Source organism: Paraburkholderia sp. JPY419 (assembly GCF_050435705.1).
GTDB classification, from domain to species: domain Bacteria; phylum Pseudomonadota; class Gammaproteobacteria; order Burkholderiales; family Burkholderiaceae; genus Paraburkholderia; species Paraburkholderia youngii.
Window position 1 is genome coordinate 754,453 of the sequence record NZ_JBNDKV010000004.1, and the last position, 23,613, is coordinate 778,065.

21 protein-coding genes and 1 pseudogene are annotated in these 23,613 nt (G+C 65.1%); 7 read left to right on the plus strand and 15 right to left on the minus strand.

Going from position 1 to position 23,613, the window contains the following annotated elements:
* The first annotated feature begins 248 nt into the window (after positions 1-248).
* Entirely contained in the window at positions 249-419 is a 171-nt protein-coding gene (locus tag QFZ91_RS31955) for a hypothetical protein (protein ID WP_429569638.1), read from the plus strand.
* A 326-nt stretch (positions 420-745) separates the two neighbouring features.
* On the opposite strand, the gene QFZ91_RS31960 is transcribed toward QFZ91_RS31955, so the two are convergent.
* The 4 genes from QFZ91_RS31960 to QFZ91_RS31975 all read right to left on the minus strand — a co-directional run bounded on the left by QFZ91_RS31960 (position 746) and on the right by QFZ91_RS31975 (position 6,516).
* A complete protein-coding gene (locus tag QFZ91_RS31960) occupies positions 746-4,264 on the minus strand; it encodes an SNF2-related protein (protein ID WP_429569639.1) in 3,519 nt (1,172 codons plus the stop codon).
* A 218-nt stretch (positions 4,265-4,482) separates the two neighbouring features.
* Positions 4,483-5,022, minus strand: a complete 540-nt coding sequence (locus tag QFZ91_RS31965) for a cytochrome b (RefSeq protein WP_429569640.1) — start codon at positions 5,020-5,022, stop codon at positions 4,483-4,485.
* Positions 5,019-6,128 (minus strand): catalase family peroxidase, encoded by a 1,110-nt coding sequence (locus tag QFZ91_RS31970; protein WP_429569641.1) that lies wholly within the window; start codon positions 6,126-6,128, stop codon positions 5,019-5,021. The genes QFZ91_RS31965 and QFZ91_RS31970 overlap by 4 nt, the downstream gene beginning before the upstream one ends.
* Positions 6,129-6,243: 115 nt before the next feature.
* Complete coding sequence (locus QFZ91_RS31975) at positions 6,244-6,516, minus strand: DUF4148 domain-containing protein (protein ID WP_429569642.1); 273 nt, start codon at positions 6,514-6,516, stop codon at positions 6,244-6,246.
* Positions 6,517-6,681: 165 nt separating this feature from the next.
* Between QFZ91_RS31975 and QFZ91_RS31980 the strand changes: the two genes are divergently transcribed.
* The 3 genes from QFZ91_RS31980 to QFZ91_RS31990 all read left to right on the plus strand — a co-directional run bounded on the left by QFZ91_RS31980 (position 6,682) and on the right by QFZ91_RS31990 (position 8,932).
* Positions 6,682-7,407, plus strand: a complete 726-nt coding sequence (locus QFZ91_RS31980) for an anti-sigma factor family protein (RefSeq protein ID WP_429569643.1) — start codon at positions 6,682-6,684, stop codon at positions 7,405-7,407.
* Positions 7,408-7,565: 158 nt separating this feature from the next.
* A complete protein-coding gene (locus tag QFZ91_RS31985; protein ID WP_176105843.1) occupies positions 7,566-8,084 on the plus strand; it encodes an RNA polymerase sigma factor in 519 nt (172 codons plus the stop codon).
* Positions 8,081-8,932, plus strand: a complete 852-nt coding sequence (locus QFZ91_RS31990; RefSeq protein ID WP_429569644.1) for an anti-sigma factor family protein — start codon at positions 8,081-8,083, stop codon at positions 8,930-8,932. The genes QFZ91_RS31985 and QFZ91_RS31990 overlap by 4 nt, the downstream gene beginning before the upstream one ends.
* A gap of 34 nt (positions 8,933-8,966) precedes the next feature.
* Here the strand turns inward: QFZ91_RS31990 and QFZ91_RS31995 are convergent, their stop codons facing one another.
* Complete coding sequence (locus QFZ91_RS31995; RefSeq protein ID WP_429569645.1) at positions 8,967-9,878, minus strand: helix-turn-helix domain-containing protein; 912 nt, start codon at positions 9,876-9,878, stop codon at positions 8,967-8,969.
* A gap of 238 nt (positions 9,879-10,116) precedes the next feature.
* On the opposite strand from QFZ91_RS31995, the gene QFZ91_RS32000 reads away from it, so the two are divergent.
* Positions 10,117-11,022: an NAD(P)H-binding protein gene (locus QFZ91_RS32000; protein WP_429569646.1), complete on the plus strand. Its 906-nt coding sequence runs from the start codon at positions 10,117-10,119 to the stop codon at positions 11,020-11,022.
* A gap of 5 nt (positions 11,023-11,027) precedes the next feature.
* The gene (locus tag QFZ91_RS32005; RefSeq protein ID WP_429569647.1) at positions 11,028-11,198 is read left to right on the plus strand and encodes a hypothetical protein; all 171 of its coding nucleotides are present in this window, start codon (positions 11,028-11,030) and stop codon (positions 11,196-11,198) included.
* A gap of 32 nt (positions 11,199-11,230) precedes the next feature.
* On the opposite strand, the gene QFZ91_RS32010 is transcribed toward QFZ91_RS32005, so the two are convergent.
* Genes QFZ91_RS32010 through QFZ91_RS32025 form a run of 4 tightly spaced genes read right to left on the minus strand, consistent with a single transcriptional unit; the run spans position 11,231 to position 14,521 of the window.
* Positions 11,231-11,641 (minus strand): ester cyclase, encoded by a 411-nt coding sequence (locus QFZ91_RS32010; RefSeq protein WP_429569648.1) that lies wholly within the window; start codon positions 11,639-11,641, stop codon positions 11,231-11,233.
* 3 nt (positions 11,642-11,644) lie between these two features.
* Complete coding sequence (locus QFZ91_RS32015; RefSeq protein ID WP_429569649.1) at positions 11,645-12,334, minus strand: NADPH-dependent F420 reductase; 690 nt, start codon at positions 12,332-12,334, stop codon at positions 11,645-11,647.
* 8 nt (positions 12,335-12,342) lie between these two features.
* On the minus strand, positions 12,343-13,005 hold the full coding sequence (locus QFZ91_RS32020; RefSeq protein WP_429569650.1) for an NADPH-dependent F420 reductase: 663 nt from the start codon (positions 13,003-13,005) through the stop codon (positions 12,343-12,345).
* Between the two features lie 22 nt (positions 13,006-13,027).
* Positions 13,028-14,521, minus strand: coding sequence for an aldehyde dehydrogenase family protein (locus QFZ91_RS32025; RefSeq protein ID WP_429569651.1), 1,494 nt, complete (start codon positions 14,519-14,521; stop codon positions 13,028-13,030).
* Between the two features lie 102 nt (positions 14,522-14,623).
* On the opposite strand from QFZ91_RS32025, the gene QFZ91_RS32030 reads away from it, so the two are divergent.
* Positions 14,624-15,613, plus strand: coding sequence for a LysR family transcriptional regulator (locus QFZ91_RS32030; RefSeq protein WP_429570925.1), 990 nt, complete (start codon positions 14,624-14,626; stop codon positions 15,611-15,613).
* Between the two features lie 837 nt (positions 15,614-16,450).
* Here the strand turns inward: QFZ91_RS32030 and QFZ91_RS32035 are convergent.
* The 6 genes and pseudogenes from QFZ91_RS32035 to QFZ91_RS32060 form a co-directional block, all read right to left on the minus strand.
* Positions 16,451-17,707 carry an alpha-hydroxy acid oxidase gene (locus tag QFZ91_RS32035; RefSeq protein WP_429569652.1) on the minus strand — a complete coding sequence of 419 codons (1,257 nt, stop codon included), beginning with the start codon at positions 17,705-17,707 and terminating at the stop codon, positions 16,451-16,453.
* A gap of 63 nt (positions 17,708-17,770) precedes the next feature.
* Positions 17,771-18,597: pseudogene (locus QFZ91_RS32040) on the minus strand (amidohydrolase family protein).
* A 107-nt stretch (positions 18,598-18,704) separates the two neighbouring features.
* Positions 18,705-20,030, minus strand: coding sequence for an MFS transporter (locus QFZ91_RS32045; protein WP_429569653.1), 1,326 nt, complete (start codon positions 20,028-20,030; stop codon positions 18,705-18,707).
* A gap of 15 nt (positions 20,031-20,045) precedes the next feature.
* Entirely contained in the window at positions 20,046-21,284 is a 1,239-nt protein-coding gene (locus QFZ91_RS32050; protein ID WP_429569654.1) for an MFS transporter, read from the minus strand.
* Positions 21,281-22,561, minus strand: coding sequence for an MFS transporter (locus tag QFZ91_RS32055; protein WP_429569655.1), 1,281 nt, complete (start codon positions 22,559-22,561; stop codon positions 21,281-21,283). Before QFZ91_RS32055 ends, QFZ91_RS32050 begins: the two co-directional genes overlap by 4 nt.
* Positions 22,558-23,604 (minus strand): amidohydrolase family protein, encoded by a 1,047-nt coding sequence (locus QFZ91_RS32060; RefSeq protein ID WP_429569656.1) that lies wholly within the window; start codon positions 23,602-23,604, stop codon positions 22,558-22,560. Before QFZ91_RS32060 ends, QFZ91_RS32055 begins: the two co-directional genes overlap by 4 nt.
* Positions 23,605-23,613 lie beyond the last annotated feature (9 nt).

Below are 23,613 nucleotides of genomic sequence, written 5' to 3' on the forward strand. Positions count from 1 at the left end.
AACGATTGGCATGTTTCTTAGGTTCCTCCGGTCTGCCAGCACTGCGAGGCCCCCGGGCGGACATCACAATGCGGACCGCAGATCCTTGCTGGAGCGGCTTTTCGGCGATGCCGCTTATCCGCTTTAAGATTCCTTTCAGATACTCTTATTTAACAATTGCGTGTTCAGTATAAGAATAATCTCAGAATAAATCGTTTAAACATTGTTAGATTTCGTCTCGGGGCGAGTTGTCATTTGATGCAGTCCTTATGCAGGTGCGCGAGACGCGCAGCCCGTTTTTGTATGAGGCGTTCGAGTGCTTCACATTGATGGCCAATGCGATGACGCAATGCGTCAAAGGCAGTCAGCGGATGATGCCGGGCGCGCGTGTCGCGGGCAAAAAAAAGCGGCGTTGCCCCTGTCGAAGCAACGCCGCCTAAAGAACACTACACACGCTCGCCGGGGTCTAGCCGCACGAGTAATGTCACGTTAGCCCGGCGCGAAGCCGCGCTCAAGAAGAAAGAATTTCCTTTGTAACCGCTGGGAAAGTAGTTATTACGCATGGTCCCCGAAGCACGCGACGCGCAAGTCTTGCACAGCGCGAGTTCGAAATTGGTATGAGTTGAAGCCTCCCGCGGCCGCCATTTACACACGCAGACGTTTTGTTACAGTCCGGCCCCCTTTAACGTTGCTGCAGCGCATCAGATTCCCCCGATGGATGCTGCGCATTGCCCCAGCATTGCCTCGTCCGATCATCCGCTCGCGCTCACCGCGCGCCCTCGATTTCCGGTATCGGTGCGAACAGCGCGTCGAGATCGTCGTCCGAGAACTTCGCGGCGCCTGCCGCGTCTTCCGCGAGAATGCTGTCGGCGAGCCCGGCCTTGTGTTCCTGCAGCTCGACGATCTTTTCCTCGATGCTGCCGGCCGCGATCAGCTTGTAGACGAATACCGGCTTGTCCTGTCCCAGCCGATGCGCGCGGTCGGTCGCCTGGTTCTCGGCGGCGGGGTTCCACCATGGGTCGTAGTGGATCACCGTGTCGGCGGCGGTCAGGTTCAGCCCCACGCCGCCCGCTTTCAGGCTAATCAGAAACAGCGGCACCTCACCCTGCTGGAACCGCTCGACCGGCGTCACCCGATCAGCCGTGTCGCCCGTCAGCATCGCGTACGGGATCGCGGCCTCGTCGAGCGCCTCCGCGATCAGCGCGAGCATGCCGGTGAACTGCGAGAACAGCAGCACGCGACGACCTTCCTCGATCAGCTCGGGCAGCATCGACAGCAGCAGATCGAGCTTGGCCGAGCGCATCGCCCGCTCGCCGCCGCTCGCGGCCGCGCCGTCCGTGATGCCACTCGGGGTGCGCACGAGCCGCGGATCGCAGCACACCTGGCGCAGCTTGAGCAACGCATCGAGCACGATGATGTGACTGCGCGCGAGCCCCTGCGCGCTGACCGCAGCGCGCACCTTCTGCTGCATCGCCGTGCGCACGGTTTCGTACAGGTCGCGTTGCGCGCCTTCGAGATCGACCGGGCACACGATCGTCGTCTTCGGCGGCAGTTCCTTCGCGACCTCGTCCTTGCGCCGGCGCAGCGTGAACGGCCGGATGCGGCGCGCGAGCAACGCGCGTCGCACGTCGTCGCCGTTCTTCTCGATCGGGTTGCGCCAGCGTCGCGTGAAGTCCTTCTGGCTGCCGAGAAAGCCCGGCAGCAGAAAATCGAACTGCGACCACAGCTCACCGAGATGATTCTCGAGCGGCGTGCCCGTCAGACACAGCCGATGCCGCGCCCGCAAGCCGCGAATCGCCTGCGCGGCCTTGGTGGTCGCGTTCTTCACGTACTGCGCTTCGTCGAGAATCAGCAGATGATAGTCGTGCTCGCCGAGCACCTTTTGATCGCGCCACAGCAGCGCATAAGTGGTCAGGATCAGCTCGTGTTCGCCGATCTGCTCGAAGCGTTCCTTCCTGTGCGGCCCGTTCAGGGCCAGCACCTTCAACTCCGGTGCAAAGCGGCGCGCTTCCTCGCGCCAGTTGTGCACCAGCGTGGTCGGCACGACGATCAGCGCGGGCTGCGTGAGCCGCCCCGCTTCCTTCTCCGCGAGAATGTGCGCGAGCGTCTGCACGGTTTTGCCGAGCCCCATATCGTCGGCGAGCACGCCGGCCAGATCCTGTTCGCGCAGGAACTGCATCCAGTTCAGGCCCTGGTGCTGATACGCGCGCAGCTCGGCCTTCAGACCGCGCGGCACCGCCACTTCGCGCAAGCCGGGTCCGGCTTGCAGACGGCGCGCGAGCTCGCGAATCGAAGCGTCGCCGCTGAACTGCCAGCGACCGGTGTCGTGCAGCGCATCGAGGCGGCCGGCATCGACCGCGGGCACGCGCAGCGGCGCGCCTTCGGCAAGCGCGCCGCCGAGCGACTCGAACAGATCGACCAGCACCCGGACCACCGGCTTCAGTCGATCGGCGCGCAACCGCAGACGCTTGTTCTCCTCGGTCTTCAGCTCGATCGGCTCGTCGTCGCGGATGCTCTCCAGCGCGCCAGACAGCCAACGCCGGTCGCGCCGGAACAGATCGGCCAAGAGCGGCTCGAGCCGCACGTTGCGCTCGCCGACGCGGATGCCCATCTCCAGATCGAACCAGCCGTCGCCGGCTTGCTGCGCGGTACCGTCGATCGAGTCGATCTCGATCACGTTGTAGCGGAACTCGGGCGCCATCGTCACGCGCCAGCCCTTCGCGACCAGATCCGGCACCGCGTCGTTGACGAACTCCGACCACGCGTCGGCATCGGGCAGACCGAGCATGGTGTCGGGCAACAGACGCGCCGCCTGCATATTGCGCGTCGGCACCTTCTGCAGACCGGTCTTGCGCAATTCCAGCAAGCGCTTTTTCTCGACGTCGTAGCGCCGGCGGATGTGAATCACGTCGCCGCCCGGCAGCGGCACCAGCGTCACGCTGCTGTCGGCGTTGATGCTGACGCCGTCGTATTCGAAGCTCGCCGCGGCCAGCTCGACCGCGGCGGACTTGTGCTCGGCGGCCTTCGCGGCCTTCGCGGTTGTTGCGGCCTTCGCCGTTTTCATGCCCTTCGCGGTGCCCGGCAGCGCGTGGCTGTTCAGCGTCAGCACCGGCACCGGCTCGACATCGATCACCCGAATCGCGGGCGCGTCGTGGGTCGGCGGCAGCGGCAGCTCGGGCGCGATCTCGCGCAGCACCGACGCGACGAGCGGCGCCTCGGCGAGCGAAATCGGCGGCATCGCGAGGTAGTCGGGCAATTGCTGGAACGGCAGCGACAGCGGTACGACGCCCGCCTCGTTGGCGACGCCGTCTACGTACCAGACCGGCTCGGTCGGCAGCACCATGCTCGCGCGCGGTTCGGTGCGCAGCACCGGGCGCAGGCGCTCTTCGGCGAGCGGCTCCCATTCGATGCGCCCGGGCCGGTCGGCGGCGCGGGCGAGCGGCGTCGGTCGGGCCTCGCCCGGCGCGATCCTGAAGTCGAAGAACAGGCGGCCGGTCGCGATCAGCTTCTGCAACGTTTCCCCGCCACTCGTGCCGCGCAGCACGAACTGGCCCAAGTCCTCGCGCGAGCGGCCAAGCCACAGGCCGCGCAGAATCGACAGGTCTTTGTCGGACACGAAGCGCGGCTGCCTGAGCAGCGCGCCTTCGACGTCGCCCCAGCTGTCGCCGACTTCGACGATCACGCCGTCGGCGTCGCAACGCGCGCGATGCAGCACGACCTCGTGGCGCAGATGAAAACGCGACCAGTTGAGCCGATAGGCGAGCGTTTCCCTGCTTGGGGCCTGCACCTTGCGGGCGGCATTTTTTTCGGCAGCGGCGTCAGCCGCGCGGGCTCGTGCGCGAAAACGCTCGAGCCAGCTGACCAGTTCGGGCCGCACACCCGGAGTCGAAGATGATGACGGTGATGGCGCCGGCGGCACGCTCGGGACCGTGATCCGTCGCGTGACGAACACCTCCGACGTGGCCGGGTCGCTGTCGTCCTCGACCTGCGTGATGTGATCCATCTCGTCGTGGTAGTCGAGTTCCGCGAGCAGCAGCGCCGCGACGTGCTTGCAATTGCGCCCGACCGGGCACGTGCAATCGCCTGTGGCCCACGGCGACCCGCCATCGGTCCGAAATCGGACCCGTGTCCGGTAAGGCTGGGGCTGCGAGCCCTGCACGTCGCCCGACAGCGTCTCGCCCTGCCATTTGACGTTGCTGACCGCGCCCACCGAGCGCGCCTTGGCGACGGTGTGCTCACCGAGCCATTCCGCAATGCTTTCCCGATCGAAGAAAACTGACGACATCCGCGTGCATTCCTGTTCAAACCGGCGAAGGCAAGCGCGCGCGGGTCGAACCATGCGACGGGAGACGCTCGCTCGCGACGCCCGGCCGATTCTGTCCAGCTGCGATTTGCCTGTGGTAACCGGCCATTTTACGCGTTGGACGAAAATCGCTGGGCCGGCCGATCTGGTCGAATCGAGAACGGCCCGAACGAGCCGCGGCGCGGCCGGTTCGGCCGGGATCAGCGTCCTGCGCGGGCCATGCTGCCCCACACCCCGTCGCGCAGGATCAGCCCATGCAGCAACGCCGCCGCCAGATGCAGCAGCACCGTTGCGAACAACGCGAACGCGAGCCACGTATGCAGCGCGCGCAGCAGCGCGAACAGCGCGACGTCCTGCGGTGCGATCGGCGGCAGATGCAGCGGACCGAACAGCGTGACCGGATAGCCGGCCGCCGACAGCATCGCCCAGCCGATCAGCGGCATCGCGAGCATCAGCCCGTACAGCACGACGTGCGACGCATGCGCCGCGATTCGCTGCGGCTTCGACATGCGCGTGGGCAATGGCGGACTGCCGCGCATCACGCGCACCGCGAGCCGCACCAGCACGAGCAGCAGCAACGCGATGCCGAGCGGCCGATGCAGCGCGACCAACGCATCGTGGGTGCGCGATACCGTCGCGACCATGCCCACGCCGATGAACAGCATCGCGACGATCAGCGGCGCCATCGTCCAGTGCAGCAGCCGCGCGAGCGGACTGAAGTGAGTGCGATCGCCGGTCATGAGTGCTCTCCGTTTGGCTGGGTTCGATGGAGCTCGGGATGCAGCGCCTCCTCGCTCGTGCGGCGTTGAAACGACTGCGCGTAGGCCGCCGAGCGCGCGGCGAGCAGCGGATCATCCGATGGCGCGATGCCGGCCGGCACGATCGTCGGATCGAAGTTGACGTCGCGGCAGGTGCCGTCTTCCTGCGACGTCGTGCGTTCGATCACGAGCGTCCCCGCGTCGATGCGCTGACGGTCCTCGGGCCATTGCAGCGTCGCGTCGTTCGTGGGGTCGCCCGGCTGCGCGACGGTCAATATCAGATGCCAGCGCAAGGGGCCGTGTTGCAGACGCTCGTCGAGATCGGCGGCGAGGAAGTTCTTTTCGGCCTGTTGCTCGGCGGTGATCGGCGCGTATGGCGTATCTGGCACGACGGCCCAGCGCACCGCGCGCGTCGTGCCGTGAGCATCGGTAAACAGAAATGCGTCGATGCCGTAGTACGCGGCGTTCGCGAGGCTCGACGACGGCGCGTGCGACTTGACCCAGCGCTGGAACGGCCGCGTTTCGGGATTGGCCGCGTAGAACGCCTTCAGCTTCGCGGGGTCCGGTTTGCCGGTCGCGGCGTCGGGCTTCGAGGCCAGCAACTGCTGATAAAACTGCGCGGGCGTGTGCACCGCGAACACCGGCGTCGAGTTCATGCCGGTACGCCACTGTTCGCCATCGTGAAGCCGGAACTGCAGCGCGAGACTGCGCACCGGCGAGCTCGTATCGGGCGCGGACGGATTGCCGCCGGGCACCGCGAAGCGGCCCGACACCGGCGTGCGGCCCGGCGCGAACACTGCCGCGTGCGACAGCGCCGCGCCATTGCCGTTGCTGTCGAAATAGCCGTCCACGCATAGGCCTTTGGCGTGATTGCGTCGATAGCCGGGATGCTGGCCCGCGACTGCTTCGAACGTATCGATGATGCGCGGAGCGGTGAGACGCGGGGGCGTGAGCCAGCCCGCGGTGTACGCGAAGCCGCCCGCAAGCGCGAGCACGACCGCGCCGATCGCGCCGAGCCGACATGGCACGCAGATCGGCCGCGGGCCGGAGCCGGGGGGAGGAGGTTTGGGTCGGGAGGGTTGTGTCACGGAGACTCCTTGCCGGATGGATACCAACGTACGGGCAAACACGCCGCGCAACGATCTATTCCATCCGGCACCGGCGCGCCCGTTCAAACCCATTCGCGCGCCGGTGGCCGATGCTTCAACGGGTGCCGACAGCCGGCGCGCCCGAGTTCGCGACGTGGCTCGCGGCGGCCGCCGCTTGCGCGGCAAGCGCAATCTTGTGCTGCTCGACCTGACGTGCGAACACGGGACTGACGTCAGGGTACGACGCGTCGGTGACGTAGTCGAGACCGTTCTGCTGGGCCTCGATCAATTCCTGGTACACCTGAGCGCGTGTCTTGGCCTGCGCAAACGCGCTCGACGAAGCGGCCAGAACGACGAACGACAAAGCGACGAACGAAAGCTTTTTCATGATCGACTCCAGTGAGTGTTGTGCGGGTTCGCACCAGGGAGAACCACGAGTCGGCAGTGTTTATTCCTGTATTCGCCGCGAGAAAAAACATCGCAGGCGCGGGGAATAAATGCGCAAGCGCCTGTGTTTGCACTCGGATAGCAGTAGTCAACACCGCGCATCACCATGACCTCGACTCATCGCCCGTCCGGCACTCCTCCGTCCGAAGACGACATCCAGGCCTATGCCGACGGCACGCTGACGCCCGAACGTGCCGCGGCGCTGCGCGACTATCTCAACAAGCATCCGGCGGAAGCACGGCGGGTGGCCTTTTACGACCGCTTGAACGCACAGATCCAGGCGACGTTTCAGACCACCGAGGAGCCCGCGCATGGGTACCTGCGCGGATCGCGCCGGCTTCGCATGCGCGCGCAACCGGCCGGTCCCGCGCGTCGAACGCTCGTCGCATTCATAGGCCTCGCGCTGATGGTGATCGCCGTCAGCGGCTGGCTCGCGGCGGCGCAGGTATCAGCACAAGCACTCGACAACGCCGCCGTGATGGCGCTCGCCGAAGCCAGCGCGCGGCCCTTTTCGTCGGCATCGCCGACGCGCGCCGATCCAGCCGCGCCGGATCTCGGCGCGGTCGGCCTGCGCCTCGTCGAGCAACGCGTGCTGCGGCTCGGCTCATTGCAGCGCGTGGACGAGCTCGTCTATCTGAACGGCGATCAGCAGCCGGTGGTGGTGCTGTCGGCGGCGGCGCCGTTTGCGCGCGAAGAGCCGCAGTGGGCCGCGCGCCGCATCGGCGAATTGCGGCTGTTGACGTGGACCGCGCGGCGGCAGCGTTTCGTCGTCGCGGGCGATGCGCGCACCCACGGCCTGATGCGCGCCGCCGATCTGATGACCGCGCGCTGACGCCGGGGCGCGCGGCCCTCGCGGAATAAAATGCGCTGACAGGTGTTTGCAGTTCGAACGCATCGCGCGACGGAAGCTTCCGCGACCGGCCCGGTGCGTATCGATACCGACGCGAGTGAAGCCGATGCCACCCCCACGCCCCCTGACCGGGACTGACCATGGATGTCCGTGACGAGCTGATCGAGCATGTGCCGCGTCTGCGGCGCTATGCGCGGGCGCTGATCAACAATCGCGAGCTCGCCGACGATCTCGTGCAGGACACGCTCGAGCGCGCGCTCGGCCGCACCCGTCTGTTCCAGCCGGGCACCGATCTGCGCGCATGGCTGTTCACGATCATGCACAACGTGTTCGCGAATCAGGCGCGCAAGGCGGCGGCGCGCGCGGTCCACGTCGCGGTCGATGACGACAGCATCGCCGAAAGCGAGCTCTCGGTGCCGTCGGGCCAGACGCGTTCGCTCGAAATGCGCGACCTCGACTACGCGCTGCAGCGGCTGCCGGTCGAACAGCGCGAGGTGGTGCTGCTGGTCGGTCTCGAGGAGATGAGCTATGCCGACGTCGCGCTCGCTCTGAACATTCCGATCGGTACGGTGATGTCGCGGCTGTCGCGCGGACGCGAACGGCTGCGAGCTTTGATGGCGGGCGCCCAGCCCGGTGCGAAATTACAGGTGGTGCGATGAGCGAGCCGCAAATGCCGATCGGCGAAGAAGACTTGCACGCGTACGTGGACGGCACGCTGTCCGGCGAGCGCCGTGACGAGGTCGAACGCGCGCTCGAACAGAATCCGGAGCTGGCCGCGCGCGTCAGCGACTACTTTTCTCTCAATGGGCTGCTTCACGACCGCTACGACCGCGTGCTCAGCGAGCCCGTGCCGAAGCGTCTGCAGACCGGCGCGCCGCGCCGCTCGCGGGCGGCCGCGAATTGGCCGCGCTATGCCGCGCAGTTCGCGGGCATGGCTGCCGCGCTCGTGCTCGGCCTGGGCATCGGCATGCACAGGAACGATCTGATTCCACCCGTTGCGATCGATCGAACCGACACAGGGGCCGCAACTCAAGCCGGCGATCGTGCGGTCAGCGCGGACAGCGCCGAGGGTTTCGCGCGCCGGGCGGCGGTCGCGCATGTCGTCTACATGCCGGCGATCGACCGGCCGAGCGAGATGAGCGCCGATCACGAGCAGGACTTCGTGCAATGGCTCGCGGACCGGCTCGGCACCGAGGTGCATCCGCCGATGCTGTCGAAGAGCGGTTTCATGCTGTCGGGCGGCCGCCTGCTGCCCGGCGACGATGGACCGACCGCGCAGTTCATGTATCGCGGACCGAACGGCGAGCGTGTCACGCTGTGCATCTCGCATCGTCGCGACAACGCGAATACGACGGCGTTCAAGCTGTATCAGGCGGGGCCCGTCAACGTGTTCTATTGGGTCGACGGCGATTTTGGCTATGCGGTGTCGGGCGGGATCGATCGCAACGAGCTGTTGCAGCTCGCGCATGATGTCTATGCGCAATTGACGGGTGCGGCGCATGGTTGAATCGAATGCGTTCCGCGCCGCGCGGTTCCGCGCATCAACGTAGTGTCTTCGCCTGCTCCGACGTCACCGCGTCATCGCGCGCGGCGACGCGCAGTTCACGCGGCGTTGCACCCAGCAGGCGCGACATCCAGTGCGCCATATGGCTCTGATGCGCAAAGCCCGTCTCTAGCGCGATCTGGCTTGCGCTGAGGCGTCCTTGCAGCAGCAGCGTTCGCGCGCGCTCCACCCTGCGCTGTACCACGTACTGATGCACGGGCACACCGAGCGTGTCGCGAAACAGCGCCTTGAAATGCGGCACGCTCAGTTGTGCCTGCGCGGCGAGCTCGTCGAGCGTCAGACGCTGATCGAGATGCGCGTCGATAAACTCGATCACGCGCGCGGCCGTGCGCGGCGCGAGCGTCCGCCGCCGGTTGGCAGGCAGCGGTTCGACGCCGATCAGACGCACCAGCATCGCCGTGCACAGACTTTCGGCGTACAGCGGATCGGATGCATCGTCCGCTTCGAGCTCCGCGCGCAGCGCCCAGGCGAGATGCTGAAAGCGCGCATCGCGCATCTGGAAGCGCGGACGCAGCTGCGCGTCGGCCGGTTTCAATGCGAGTTGCTCGACGGTCCGTCGCGCGAAGTCCTCGGCAAACCAGACGCTGAAAATCGTGCAGGCGGCATCATCGCTCCACTGACCTTCGAGTCCAGCGGGGATCACGTCCGCGTCGCCGTGCGCCTGAATCCGCGTATGGCGGCGCGCATCGCACTGACAGCGCGCGGTCACCGGCGCGCCGACGTGCACGCCCACACGGTGATGGACGAACGCCGGCATCCGATGCAAACCGGCCGACACGTTGACCAGATCCGCACCGAAGCCATGCCAGCCGAGCGCCCTGCTGGTGCGTACGGCGATGCGCGAGCCGCTGTGCGGCGCCGGCGCGGGAATCGGGGTGACGGCATTCATCGCTTGTCTCCTGAGTGACCTGAATGACGGCGAGAAACCTGCATTGTGCGGTGTTTTCGGCGGCTTCGCCGGCGTGACGAAATTTCGTAACGTGCCAACCGCCCACGCGATCCGCGCGACCTGCGCGGCATCGCAGTAAAAAATCATCCATATCTGCGCAATGTCATCCGGATCTGAGCGCTTCGCAGGCACCGCGTCCCTACCATCACGCCATAGCGATCCTCACAAGGAGCACAACGTGTTCGTCATTTTCGGAGCGGCCGGTCATGTGGGACAGGCGAGCGCAGCCGCCTTGCGTCGCGCGGGCCAACCAGTACGCGCGGTGGTGCGCGACGCAGCACAAGCGGAAGCCCTCGCGGCAATCGGCTGCGAGATCGCGCTCGCCGACCTCAACGACGCGGGATCGGTCGCGCGCGCGATCGACGGCGCGCAGGCGGTGCAATGGCTCTGTCCAGTCCCGCGTGCGCATGACGATCCCGCGGCCGCCATGCGGCGCATCATCGACGCGGGTGTCGCCGCCTTGCGCACGGCCGCGCCGCCGCGGCTTCTCGCGCTATCCGACTACGGCGCCGAGCACTCGGACGGCACCGGCATCACGACGCTGTTCCACTACCTCGAAACGCAGTTGCGCAACGTCGCGTCATCGCTGATCTTGCTGCGCGCCGCCGAGCACATGCACAACTGGGCGCGCGTGCTGCCGGTCGCGCTCGGCCGGGGCGCGCTGCCGAGTCTGCATGATCCGCTCGACAAGCTGTTTCCGACCGTCGCCGCCGAGGACGTCGGCGCGCTCGCCGCGCAGTTGCTGCTCGATGAAGCGCCGTCGCGCGAAACGCCGCGGGTGGTCAGTATCGAAGCGAAAGAACGGGTGAGCGCGCTCGACGTCGCGCGCACCCTGGCGGAACTGTCGGGGCGGCCGGTGATCGCCCAGCGGGTGCCGCGCGACGAATGGGGTGGCGTGCTGCGCGGCGCCGGGCTCGGCGAGCGTCACGCGCAATTGATCGTCGATCTGTACGACGCGCACAACGCTGGCCGCATCGACGTGGAGGCGAACGTGAGCGAGCGACGCTTCGGCGCCACGACGTTGCGACAGGTATTAGAGGTGCTGCTATCGCGCGTGGGCGGTACGCAAGCGGCGGCGCGGTGAGCTGCATGGACGTCCGGCAAGCGGACGGCGTGGCGCAAGCAGCGGCGTACCCAGACTCACGCGCCGAGTGCTGGCTACGCGCGGCGATAACGCTTTCGAGCCTGATCGGCTGCCGCGCGCTTGCGAACCTGCTCGCCGCGATTCCCGATAGCAACGACGATTTCGGCGTGTTCTAGGTTGCTGGCGTTCCGGCTTACTGCAGCTTTTGTCACGCTGCGCGCGGCGCGGTCACCGTGGCCCATCTCTCGACAATCCTGCGATTCGCAAATCGCCACAGCACGAAGCCGTGGAACTCGATCTTCTGCCCGGACGCCGCGTCGGTCGCGCGCCAGGTGTTTCTGACCATCACCTTGTCCCGCTCAGCGAGGATGTCTTCGACAGTGACATGCAGGTCCGGCCATTTTTTGTAAAGCTCCGTCATCATCTCAATCGCGGCTTCGGGGCCGACCTGGGGACCTGACGGTTCGTCGTGGTCGAGGAAATCGACGCTCAGGTTCTGCCGCGCAACTTCCGCTTTCTTCCGGTTCACGAAGTTTTCGAAGTGCTCGATCACGAACCGCTTCATTTCTTCAAGCGTGAATCCCGGATCGCCTGCCGGTGGTACGGGTAATGGCTGCATGGCTCACCCCTCGCTGGTCAATAGCTTGAACGCATGCCGCCATTCATTGCGCAGGAAGCCCGGTAGACACCACAGCATGCAAAGCGGTTCGAGCGCGCGTGCCGAGACAATGCTTCCGCAATCGTAGGGTTCCCAGCCGAACTCGCGGATGATCGCGGCAACCCGTGCCTTCGCCTGTTCGTCGTTGCCGCAGAGGAACATGGTCGGCGTGCCTTGCGGGAACTGCGGATCCACCATCAGCGCATTACCGACGCTGTTGAATGCCTTGACCACGTGCGTACGAGGAATCTGGGCCTGAATCTGCTCGCCGACTGATTCGTTCGGACCCGTCGTATATCTCAGCACGCCGTTGACAGGTGGCTCATCGGCGAGCGGATTGGTGGCGTCGATCAGGGTCTTGCCGGCGAGATTGTCCGCTCCCGCAAGCTCGATCACGTTTCCCGCAATGCGGCCAAGGACTGCCAGCACCACGATGTCGCCGAAGCGGGCGGCCTCGTCGAACGTACCGGTCCTTGCGCCGGCGTGATTGCGCGCCCATTCCTGCACGTCGTTCTTGCCGGGCGTGCGCGTACCCAGCATCGCTTCGTGCCCATGCTTGAGAAAACCTGCCGCCAGTGCCCGTCCGACATCACCTGAACCCAATACACCAACTTTCATTTCACCCTCTCCTCCGCCGGCGATCGCCAGCGTCACCTGCGCGATCAGGAACGCGAGCCACCCGGCACGTTTCCCGCTATATCGCGCAATAACGAGAAGCCGATTCTCGTGCCGAACCCGCGTGTGTATGCGAGTTGTACGAGCAGCATGGCGGCAGGTTCAGTGTAGCGCGCAAGCGTGAGGGGTCCGGCGTCGATCGGCTCGGCGCCGATGTCGCCAACCAGTTGCGCGACGACCGTCCGCGCGTTTGCGTCGTCGCCGCAGACAAACACACCTACCCGCTCGCCACCGACCTTTACTTCCGTCGAATGCAGCAACTCCGCGAAAGGCGGGATGGCCTTGACCACTGTTGCCCAGGGGGCCAGCTTCGCGATCTCTTCGGCGCCGGAAGTCGTCGTGCCGACGACGAGACCACTCATGTCGGGCCTCAGCGCATTGGTACAGTCCCACAACACCTTCCGCCCGGGTGGCGTGCCGACCTGCGCGAGCGCGTCGGCCGCGGCGCCCCAGGGCGTCGCCAGCACCGAGACATCAGCGAATCGCACCGCTTCGGCGACACTGCCGACCTCCGCGCCCAGCTCCGCCGCCGTTGCCCGGAGCTTCTCTGTGTCGAGACTGAAACTCAGCATCACTGAGTGCCCTTTGCCGAGCAGATGCTTCGTGAGACCGGTTCCGACATTTCCCGCACCGATGATGCCGATTTTCATGGTCGAGCCTCCTTCCCTATCGTCAGGCCTGCGAAATGTTTGCCCAGATGGACTTGTATTGCGTATAGCTCTCGAGCGCTTCGGCACCTTGCTCGCGGCCGTAGCCTGACATCTTGTAGCCGCCGAAGGGTCCGCTCGGGTGATACTTGTGCCAGGTGTTGATCCAGACCGTGCCGGCCTCGATGCGATCCGCGAGCCGCAATGCGCGGCCCAGATCGCGAGTCTGGATGCCTGAGGCGAGCCCATACGGCGTGTCATTCGCGATGCGCACGGCCTCCTGTTCGCCCCGGAACGGAATGACCGGCAGCACCGGTCCGAAAATCTCCTCGCGGCTGATGACCATATCGCTCGTCGCGTCGGCGAACACCGTGGGCTCGATAAAGAGCCCCTTGCCGTTGATCCGGCGGGTGCCGCCACCGGCTACGAGGCGGGCCGTCGATGACTTGCCGGCATCGATGTACCGCTGCACCTTGTCGAATTCCGCCCTCGACGCAATCGGCCCGACCTGTGTGCGTGGATCGAGCGGATCGCCCAGCACGGCGGCCTGCGCCATCCGCGCCAGCTTTTCGACGACCTCGTCGTAGACTGGCCGCTCCACGAGCAGTCGTGAACCGGCGACGCAGACTTCGCCCTTGTTCCAGAAGACTCCCCAGAAGGCCGTCTGGACTGCCGCATCCACATCGGCATCTGCAAACACGATGTTCGGCGACTTGCCGCCGAGCTCCATCGTCGTGTGTTTCAGCGTGTCCGCGCCGTTGCGCATAATCGTCTGGCCGACAGCGGTCGAACCGGTAAAAGCGATCTTGTCGACGAGCGGGTGTTTCACGAGCGCGTCGCCGAGCGATCCGCCGGGTCCCGTGATCAGGTTGTAAACGCCTTCCGGCACCCCTGCATCGAGCATCACCTGAGCGAGCGCGAGCGCGGTCAGCGGCGTATCGGACGCCGGCTTGTGCACGAGGGTGTTGCCGGCTGCCAACGCCGGCGCAACTTTCGAGCAGGTGAGCGCCAGCGGAAAATTGAAAGGCGTGATCGCTGCGACCACGCCTAGCGGTTCGCGACGCGTCAGGATACGGATGTGTGGTTCGTAGGACCTGCGATAGGCGCCTCCCATCGCGTGCATCGCGATCCCGCCGAAGAAACGGAAAAGGCCCGCGCAGTGGGGCATGATGACGTCGACGAAATCGCGGTACGGCATGCCCATATCCATCGATTCACGCAACGCGAAATCTTCCGCCCGCTCTTCGAGCAGGTCGGCCACGCGAAACAGGATTCTTGCCCGCGCTTCATGATGCATGCGCCGCCAGGCGCCCGTCTCGAATGCCCTGCGTGCTGCTTTGACCGCCGCGTCGGCGTCCGTCACAGTCGCCTTCGCGAACTCCACGACCGTCCCTTCGGTGGTCGGATCAATGCTCGAAAGGGTCGATCCGTCGGATGCGTCACGCCAGTTGCCGTCGATAAGAAGCTGACCGCGCGGCATGCACTTGCGCCGCGGGAGCGCCGTCGATTCCTGGACCATGGTCGACCTCCTGACTGTTGCCAAGTGGAGACCATTTTCAGCGCCGGGGCAGTGCTCGTCTATGCTACCCGGAGAGAAAACAGTTGTGAGCGGAGGTGCAAAATGAAAGCGGACGGAGCCAGCTCGATTGACCTCTTGCGGGCACTGAAGACGTTTACCGCGACGGTCGATCTGGCGAATTTCTCGGCCGCCGGCCGCCAGCTCGGGGTCACACCCGGCGCTGTGAGCAAACAGATTGGCATGCTCGAGGCGCTGGTCGGCTGCCGGCTGTTTCAGCGGACCACGCGGCACCTGTCGGTCACCGAGCAAGGGCGGCGGCTCTACGCGCAGGTGCGGCAGCCGACGCAGCAGATCGAGGACGCAATCACGACGTTGTCATCCGATGAAACGCAGTTGAGCGGACCCGTGAAGGTATCGTTGCCGATCGCATTCAGTCGCGCAGCGCTGCTGCCCGTGCTGGGCCGATTCAGGGAGCGCTTCCCCCAGATCGAGCTCGATCTGCGTTTCGATAATCGCCGCGTGGACCTGATTTTGGAGGGCTATGACTGCGCGATCGGTCAGCTCAAGGATACGGATTCGAGTGTGGTCGCGCGAACGCTCGCACCGTTGACGTTGATTCTCTGCGCGGCGCCGACATACCTTGAACGGCATGGGGAGCCCTCGTCCGTCGAAGAGCTGGAGCACCACGAGCTTATTTCGTTTCGTTCGCCGAATACCGGACGAATTCAGACGTGGAAGTTTCAGGCGCGCACGAGCGAGATCGTGCTTCAGCCTCGCTCCCGGCTCGTCGTGACGGACACCGAGGCCTTGACCGAACTCGCCGTCGCGGGCTGTGGTATCGCCCTGTTGGGCGCACATCACGCGGCGCCGCTGATCGACGCCGGCAGACTGAAGCATGTACTGCCGGGTTGCGCCGAGCGGCGCAGCGACATCTGCGTCTACTACCCCGCTCGCAGGCATCTGCCGCCACGCGTCACGGCATTTGTTGAATTTGTCGTGGCGCAAGTGCGGGAAAGCGAACCGATGAAGCGCGCGATCGCGATCGGACGGCGGCAGCAGGCCACGCAGGCGGAAACGCAGGCTCCCGGGTAGGCTGCCGGGCGACGGCGGAATACTTCGGATTTACCCAGAAAGGTCCGCAATTTTCTCTATTCGTTCTCGTCGAAGTAGTGTAGCGGCCTTTCCTGACAGGCCTCCGCTTCCAAACCTACGCCAAAAACTACGCTGAATTCCCTCGCAACTCCTAGGCATATCGGTGTCGTATTTCGGCAACAGAGAAACCCGTGGTGCTGGAATTGGCCATGCATGACCGGACAAGCAGTACTAACTAGAACGTGGAACGCGTTCGGTCAAGATCCAGCACCCACTCAATTGACAACCACCCGCCGCAAACCCAACGCTGGGCCTGACTCGGGTCCCCTAGCGCCCGCCGATACCGTCAGCGATACCGGCATTCCCGCCCGGCACTCAACGGCCTTAGGTGGGCCGCATCGGAAAATCAGCGCCGCCTGCTCAAGAAAGATCGTCTAAAACCATGCATCTCCAGTTCACTTCGGAGGTTGACACCGTCTGCGATACCGTCAGGTCACCACTGCCTAACTGAGCCGGCCGGCGGCTGGTCGGCCACAGCCGACATTGCGTCGGGCTGAGTTCTACGTCAGCAATAAGGCGGATTGCTGACGGTGGTGGCACCGACCAGCCGAACGACAGCTTCCTCGATCGGCGAACTCACACTCCCGACCCTTTCCTGACGCACGATCCTCTGTTATCTCAGTGTCTTGTCTCGGGGAGGCGAACGGTCACTCGAATGTCCCTGCCTCGGCAACGGCGTGGGGCGACATTGGCCCAGTCTTAGCAAAAGCGCGCCCACAACGCAGCCCTGTCACCGTCTACGATCGGCTTCAGCGACGCCTTCGGCCTGGAACCGTATCACCTGATCGGCCGGGATTTATTGCCCGCGCCGCCGCAAAGCGCTCCAGTCAAATCAGACGGCGCATTGACGCCCAGAAGAGCCATGTTGCGCAGCATTTCGTTCGCCAGGATCGCAATAGCGTGAAGAATGCCGGGCTCGCCAGCCACCGCGCCCGCGTAGTTGAACGGCCTGCCTACGAAGACAGCGCGGGCACCGAGCGCGTGTGCGATCAGGACATCATTGCCCCGTCTGAAACCGCCGTCGACCATGACCGTACAGCGTTCGCCCACCGCTTCGACCACATCCGGCAGCGCGCGGAGGGAAGCGCAAGCGCCGTCTAGTTGCCGTCCGCCGTGGTTGGACACGATGACGCCATCGGCGCCGAACTTGCATGCGCGTCGTGCGTCGTCAGCATGCAGGATACCTTTCACGACAAGTTTGCCGGGCCAGGTATCGCGGATCAACTTCAGATGGTCCCAGCTGAGATGATCGCGCGCCCCGAAATCGCGCAGCACGTTCGACGACAAGATCGGCGCGCCGCGTGACACGCGCGAATTCTCGAAATGCGGCATGCCGTGATTGACCAGCGTGCGCAACGCGGTGCTGAAAAGCCAGCGCGGATGCGTCATGCCCTCCCAGGCGAGACGCGCGCTCGGCCTCAACGGCGTGGAGAAGCCGGCGCGCACGTTGTTCTCGCGATTGCCGGACACCGGCGTGTCCGCTGTCACGACGAGCGTGCCGAAGCCCGCTGCGCGCACGCGCTCGATCAACGCGACGATCTTGTCGGGTTCGCCCGGCACGTAAGCCTGGAACCACGCGTGCGGATTCGCCTCGCACACCTCTTCCATGCGTATCAGCGACGAGCCGCTCATGATCATCGGCACGTTGGCGCGGCGTGCGGCGCGCGCCTGGATCAGATCGCCGCGATAGGCGGACAGCGCGCTGATGCCCATCGGCGCGATGCCGAACGACGCGCTGAACGTGTGGCCGAGCAACTCAACGTCGAGCGTGCGCCGCGATGTATCGGTGAAGACGCGCGTGATCCAGTCGTAGGCTTCGAACGCTTCGCGATTGTGCCGCAGCGTGCGATCCGTTTCGCAGCCGCCGTTGACGTACGCGAAGATCGGCTTCGGCAGCAAGCGGCGCGCGGCGGTCTCGAAGTCATCGAGAGAAAGAATGTGCTGCAACCGGCGCGACACCTTGGGCGCCGTGCCGGTGCGCGGCACGGTATGGCTCGCGAGCGGATAGTCCCGGAAGCTGAAGGCATCGGACATGGAGTCTCCTTGCGTTTTTGCACGCCGCACGCCGGAGCGTGCGGCACTTTCATGCGCTGTGCGTCAGACGAAACCGTAGAGCTTTTCCGGATTCGACACGAAGATCTGCTGCCACGCGGGCCGCCCGATCCAGCCGGCGATTACATCGACGAGGTTCGCGTCGTCGGGCTTCTCCGACTTCTGAGTCGGATGCGGCCAGTCCGTGCCCCAGAGCATGCGCTCGGGCGCCATGTCGATGAAAGCCTTCGCGACCGGCGCGACATCGGCATACGCGGGCGCGCCGCTCTTCGAATCGACATACGGACCCGACAGCGTGATCCAGGTGTTGCCGCGATCCACGAGCCTGCGCGCGCGGTGCGCATGGCGTCGGATTCGAGTCCGCCGGGCTGCGGCACGTGCGCGATGTGATCGATGACGAGCGGGCACGGCAGGCCCGACAACGCGGTTTCGAGCGACGGCAGCTTCGCGCCCTGCACGACGAGCTCGATATGCCAGCCGAACGGCGCGATGCGCGATGCGAGCGGCACGAGCATGTCGACGGTCGTTGCGCCCGGGTAACTCAGGTTGAAGCGGATCGCACGAACGCCGGCGTCATGCATCTCGACGAGTTGCTGCTTTGTCACCGAAGTGTCGACCACGGCGACGCCGCGTGCATCGTTGCCGAAGCGTTTGAGCGCATCGAGCGTGCAACTGTTGTCGGTGCCGTAAGTGGAGGGCGTGACGACGACGTTGCGATGGATGCCGAGCCGCTTCTGCACCGCACGATACTGTTCCATGCTCGCGTTCGGCGGCCGCAGCGTCGTGCCCGGCGCGCTCGGAAAGCGATCATCATAGATGTGCATGTGGCAGTCGATCGTGCCTACGGGCAGACCGATTTTCGGCTTCTCCATGCCGCTCGACCACACTTCGCGCGCCATCACCGTCCAAGAAAACGATGCGCCGATCAACCCGGCCGCGCTCCAGCCGAGGAATTCCCTGCGGTTCATCTCGCGCATGCTCAGGCCGCCTCGGTCTTGTTCGTCACCCGGGCATCCGGAAGCGACGGGCGGCTCAGCAGCAACAGCGTCACCACGCTCACGAGCGTCAGAATGCCGAGCGGCATCAGCGCGAGCGAATAGCTGCCGGTGGCATGCTTGACCCAGCCGTACACATTGACCATCAGGCCACCGCCGAGCAGATTGGCGATCGCGTTGATGGTCGCAAGACCCGCCGCCGCCGTGCTATTCGACAGCATGGCGGAAGCCAGCGCCCAGAACGGGCCTTTGAACGCGTACGCGCCGACGAGCACCGCGCACAGCATAATTATCGTCGGGAGCAGCGAGCCGGAGAGCGAGGTGCCGAACAGGCCGAAGCCGATCAGCAGCATCGGAATGACAGTGTGCCAGCGGCGCTCGCCACGTCTGTCGGAGCGGCGTCCCCAATACACCATCAGAAACGATGCCATCAGATATGGCAGCGAATTGAGCAGGCCCGTCTGCATGACCGTGAGGCCGAACGACTTCAGCAACTGCGGCTGCCACACGGACAGCGTGCTGCCCGCCGCCGACGCGCACGTATCGACGAGCGCGAGACACAACACATAGCGATTGCGAAAGAGCTTCGCGAGTGGCATATGCATGACCTTCTTCGGCTCGCGCGCTTCGTTGGCGAGCGCGCCCGTGAGCCATGTGCTCTCTTCGTCGGTGAGCCATTTCGCGTGCTCGGGCCGGTCCGTCAGGACCGCGAGACACACGATGCCGAGGATCACCGTCGGAATGCCTTCGATGATGAACAGCCACTGCCAGCCGCGCAGACCCGCGAGCCCGTCCATCTGCAGGAGCGCGGCGGAAATGGGCGAGCCGATGAAGCTCGCGGCCGGAATCGCGACCATGAAAGTCGCCACGATCCGCGCCCGGTACTTCGGCGGAATCCAGTACGAGAGGTACAGGAGCACGCCCGGAAAGAAGCCCGCTTCGGCCGCGCCCAACAGAAAGCGCAGGACGTAGAACGAGGTCGGAGTGCGCACCAGCGCGGTCGACGCCGACACCAGTCCCCACGTGATCATGATGCGGGCGATCCACACTCGCGCGCCGTACTTTTGCAGCGCGATGTTGCTCGGCACTTCGCAGAAGAAGTACGACACGAAGAACAGACTGCTGCCGAAGCCGAAGTTCCTCGCTGAAAGGCCGAGATCGTGGTTCATCTGCAAGGATGCCATTCCAACGTTGCCGCGATCGATGAATGCCAGCAGATAACAGATCATCAAAAAGGGAAGGAGGCGCCAGACCACCTTGCGTATGGTCTGTCGCTCGATATTCGATACGGTGCCGGCATTGATTTGCATGTCTCACTCCTGAATCTATTGTGCGCCTGCGCGCTTTTCTCTAATACGACTACAAACGACGATCGCGACCACGCCGCCGGCCAGCACGAAGGCCATCGTGCCGAAAGTGTGTCGCACCCCGAGCGCTTCCGACGCCGTTCCGACCAGCAGATAGCCGAACGGCATCGTGCCGTTGTAGGCCATGCCGTACATGCCGACGAGCCCGCCGCGTACGTGCACGGGGCAGTTGCGTTGGATGGTCGCGTTGGTCGACGTGGCCGCGAAGGTCAGGCTGAAACCGAGCGCGTAAAAAGCGGGCATCGATGCCGCCGCAGCGGTTGTCATCGACAACATCGCGAGCGCTACGACGGCCGTCCACGGCGCCAACCCGATGAGTCTTGCCGATGCACGCGGCCCCAACGCCGACGACAACAGCAGGGCCGCCGTGAGCGACCCCGCGCCCGCGCACGCGAAGAACACGCCAGTAAAGCGCGCCGCGTCGTGAAAAGCCTGGTCGGCCAGCAACGGCACGAGCGTCTGATAACTGCCCGCGAACAGGCCGATGCAAGCGAGAATCGGCAGATAGCGCGCCGAAAATGCGTCCGCCATCACGTAGCCGACCGCATCTCGCAGGCCGCTCGCGGCACGCGACGGATGCACCGGCGCGTCTGTCCTGATCGAGCGCACGCAGGTCGCCATGAAGCACAGCGCCAGCGCATAGATCACGAACGACGTGCGGGGTCCAAGCGTCGGATAAACGAACCCGGCGATGGTCGGACCGACCATGCGGCCCACGTTGTAGACCATCGTGTTCATCGCGACGGCGTTCGACGTGTGCGCCGCGTCTTCGAGACTCGTCAGCAGCAACACCTGACGGGCGGGCGTCTCCACCGCGCTCGATATGCCGATCGCGAGCGCATGCGCGAGGATCAGCGTTACGCTCAGCACGCCCAGCAGCGACAGCGTGAAAAGGCTCATGGTCAGCAGCAGCGACGTTAGCAGCACACAGAGCGTCACGCGCTTCGCGTTTTCCGAGCGAATGCGCGAGCCGGCAACCGGCGCCACGACCAACTGCGGCCCGTACAGCAAAAAGTTTAGTAGCGCGAGGATCGCCGCCGAACCCGACAGGTGATAAACGAGCAGGTTCAGCGTGACGTTCTGCGTCCAGCTGCCGAGCACGGACGCGACCTGCCCGCTCAGATAGCGCCGCAGCGACGCCTCGCTGAGCGCCGGAAACAGCCGGTTGACGAAGCCCAGATCGGCGGCCGTGGTCATGACAGCGACTTGCCGCGCGTTTCGGGCGCGAAGAACACGACCACCGCGGCGGCAATGAAAGCGACGATGGTCGTCGACAGGCCCAGCACAAAACCGCCCGCCGTCGATGCCAGCGCGCCGATCACGAGCGGCGCGATGAAGCCGCCGAGACGTCCGCCGTTGTACGCGAGGCCCATCAGAAAGCCGCGCGACGCCGTGTTGCCGATGATTTCCGCGAGGAACGGGCCGGCGCCCGCGAAGATGCCGTTGACGCTGAAGCCGGTGAAGAAGATTGCGACCATCAGCAGCAGCGGATCGGCCGACAGGATGTACACAAACACCGCTGCCGCGCCGACAAGCAGATACGCAAGGAACATTGGACGACGGCCGAGCCGGTCCACGAATGCGGAAAACAGCAAAAAACCGGTGATTGCGCCGAACTGAAGCGACAGCACGAATTTCAGGCTGTGCACGAAATCGAGGTGCTTGACGGTGACGAGAAACGTCGGTGTCCAGGTGAACACGCCCCAGTAGAGGTATTGCAGGAAGAAAATGAAGCCGAACGCCGTCAGGAGGCCGCGCACGTTGAGCGCGTCGCCGCTCGCTTTGGCCTTGGCGACCGCCCGCGCTTTCGCGTGCTTGCGTTCGAGCCAGATCGGCGATTCGGGCGTCTTCTTCGCCACCCAGAACAGGATGAAGAACGGCAGTGCGCCGATCATGAACAGCACGCGCCATCCGTGACCCGCGAGGCCGCCATAGCTGTTGCTGACGATGCCGGAAATCGTGATGGCGAGAATCGCGCCGATGGGCAAGCCCATCTGCATCAGTGCGCCGCCCTTGCCGCGACGGCTCGCGTGCCAGGTTTCGGCGATCAGCGCCGCGCCCGCTGTCCATGTGCCTCCCATGCCGAGCGCGCCGAAGAAGCGCAACGCCGCGAACCATTGCTCGTTAGGCGCGAATGAGATGAGGCCCGAAAACAGCGAATAGATGCCGACGCAGAGCAACGCGGTCCGCACGCGGCCCAGACGGTCCGACACATAGCCGAACAGAATTCCGCCGATGATCTGCCCCGCCGCCGTAATGCTCGTGAACAGGCCCAGTTGGGCCTTGCTCAGGCCAAACTGAAGCGCGAGCGTCGGCAAAAGCAGCGAGAGCAGGAACGAGTCGTAGCTCTCGAAGGTCCAGCCGAGACCCGCGAGCGTCAGTGAGCGCCACTCGACCGCGGTGATGTTCCTGAACCCCTTGGCGTGTGCTTCGGCGCTGTTCTCGTCGTTCGATACGGTCGCGCTCGTCTTCATGCGTTGTCTCCGGAAATCTCGAGGCGATACGTCGATGCCGCCGTCGCGCTGAACAGCGCGGACTTTTCGTCGGCGGACATCGCGCTCGCCAGTCTCTTGAAGGCGTTCCACAGAACGCCGTAACTGAACATTCCCTTGTCGACGGGGAAGTTGCTCTCGAACATGCAGCGATTCACGCCGAACAGATCGATGCAGATGTCGAAGTAAGGCCGCCACGCAGCAGCCAGTTCTTCCGATGACGGCGGCAGATCGCGTGTGGCGAAATCGAAGCCGAATACCGTCAGCCCCGCGCCGCCGAGCTTCATGCGCGTATTCGGCAAGCTCGCGAGACGCGCGAGCGATTGCCGCCATTGCACGATGACCTCATCGCGACGGCCGACATACGGGCCCGCGCCGAGCGGCCCGCCGAAATGATCGATGACGACGGTCACATCGGGCGATGCTTTTGCGAGTTCGTAAAGTTCGTCGAGCTGCGTGTGATACACCCACGCATCGAGTGACAAGCCGAAACGCGCGAGCGCGCGCACGCCTTGCCGGAATGCGGGATTGCGCATGCGGTCGCGCGGCGGCGTGACGGGGCTCGACGTTACCTCGGGGTTTTCGTGCCACGCGAGCGGATTGCGGATGCCGCGCAAACGTCCGCCCGAGACCTGCGACATGGCCTCGAGCACGGCGTCGAGTTCCACGCCGAGCGTCAGATCCGCGCCGCCGACGATCGCGGAACAGCACCGCGCCTGTCCATACGCCCCGCTCGCGAACATCGCGGCGATGCCGTTGGCGAACTCCACCTCGCCGACGGGCTTCATCGCATCGGGGCCGTGTGCGCGCATCATCGAACGAGCTTGCACGTAGACGGTCGATACGACGCGGTGTCCGCAGCCCACGTCCGCAGCGAATTCCTCCGCGAGATACCGGCCGGTTTGCCGGTCCCAAAGATGATGGTGCGCATCGACGATGACGAGTTCCGGCGCAAGCACCGGCTCCACGCGTTGCGCGAGCCAGTCGGGCCGGACGGTCACATGAGGCGCATGAACGATTTGCACGGCGAGCTT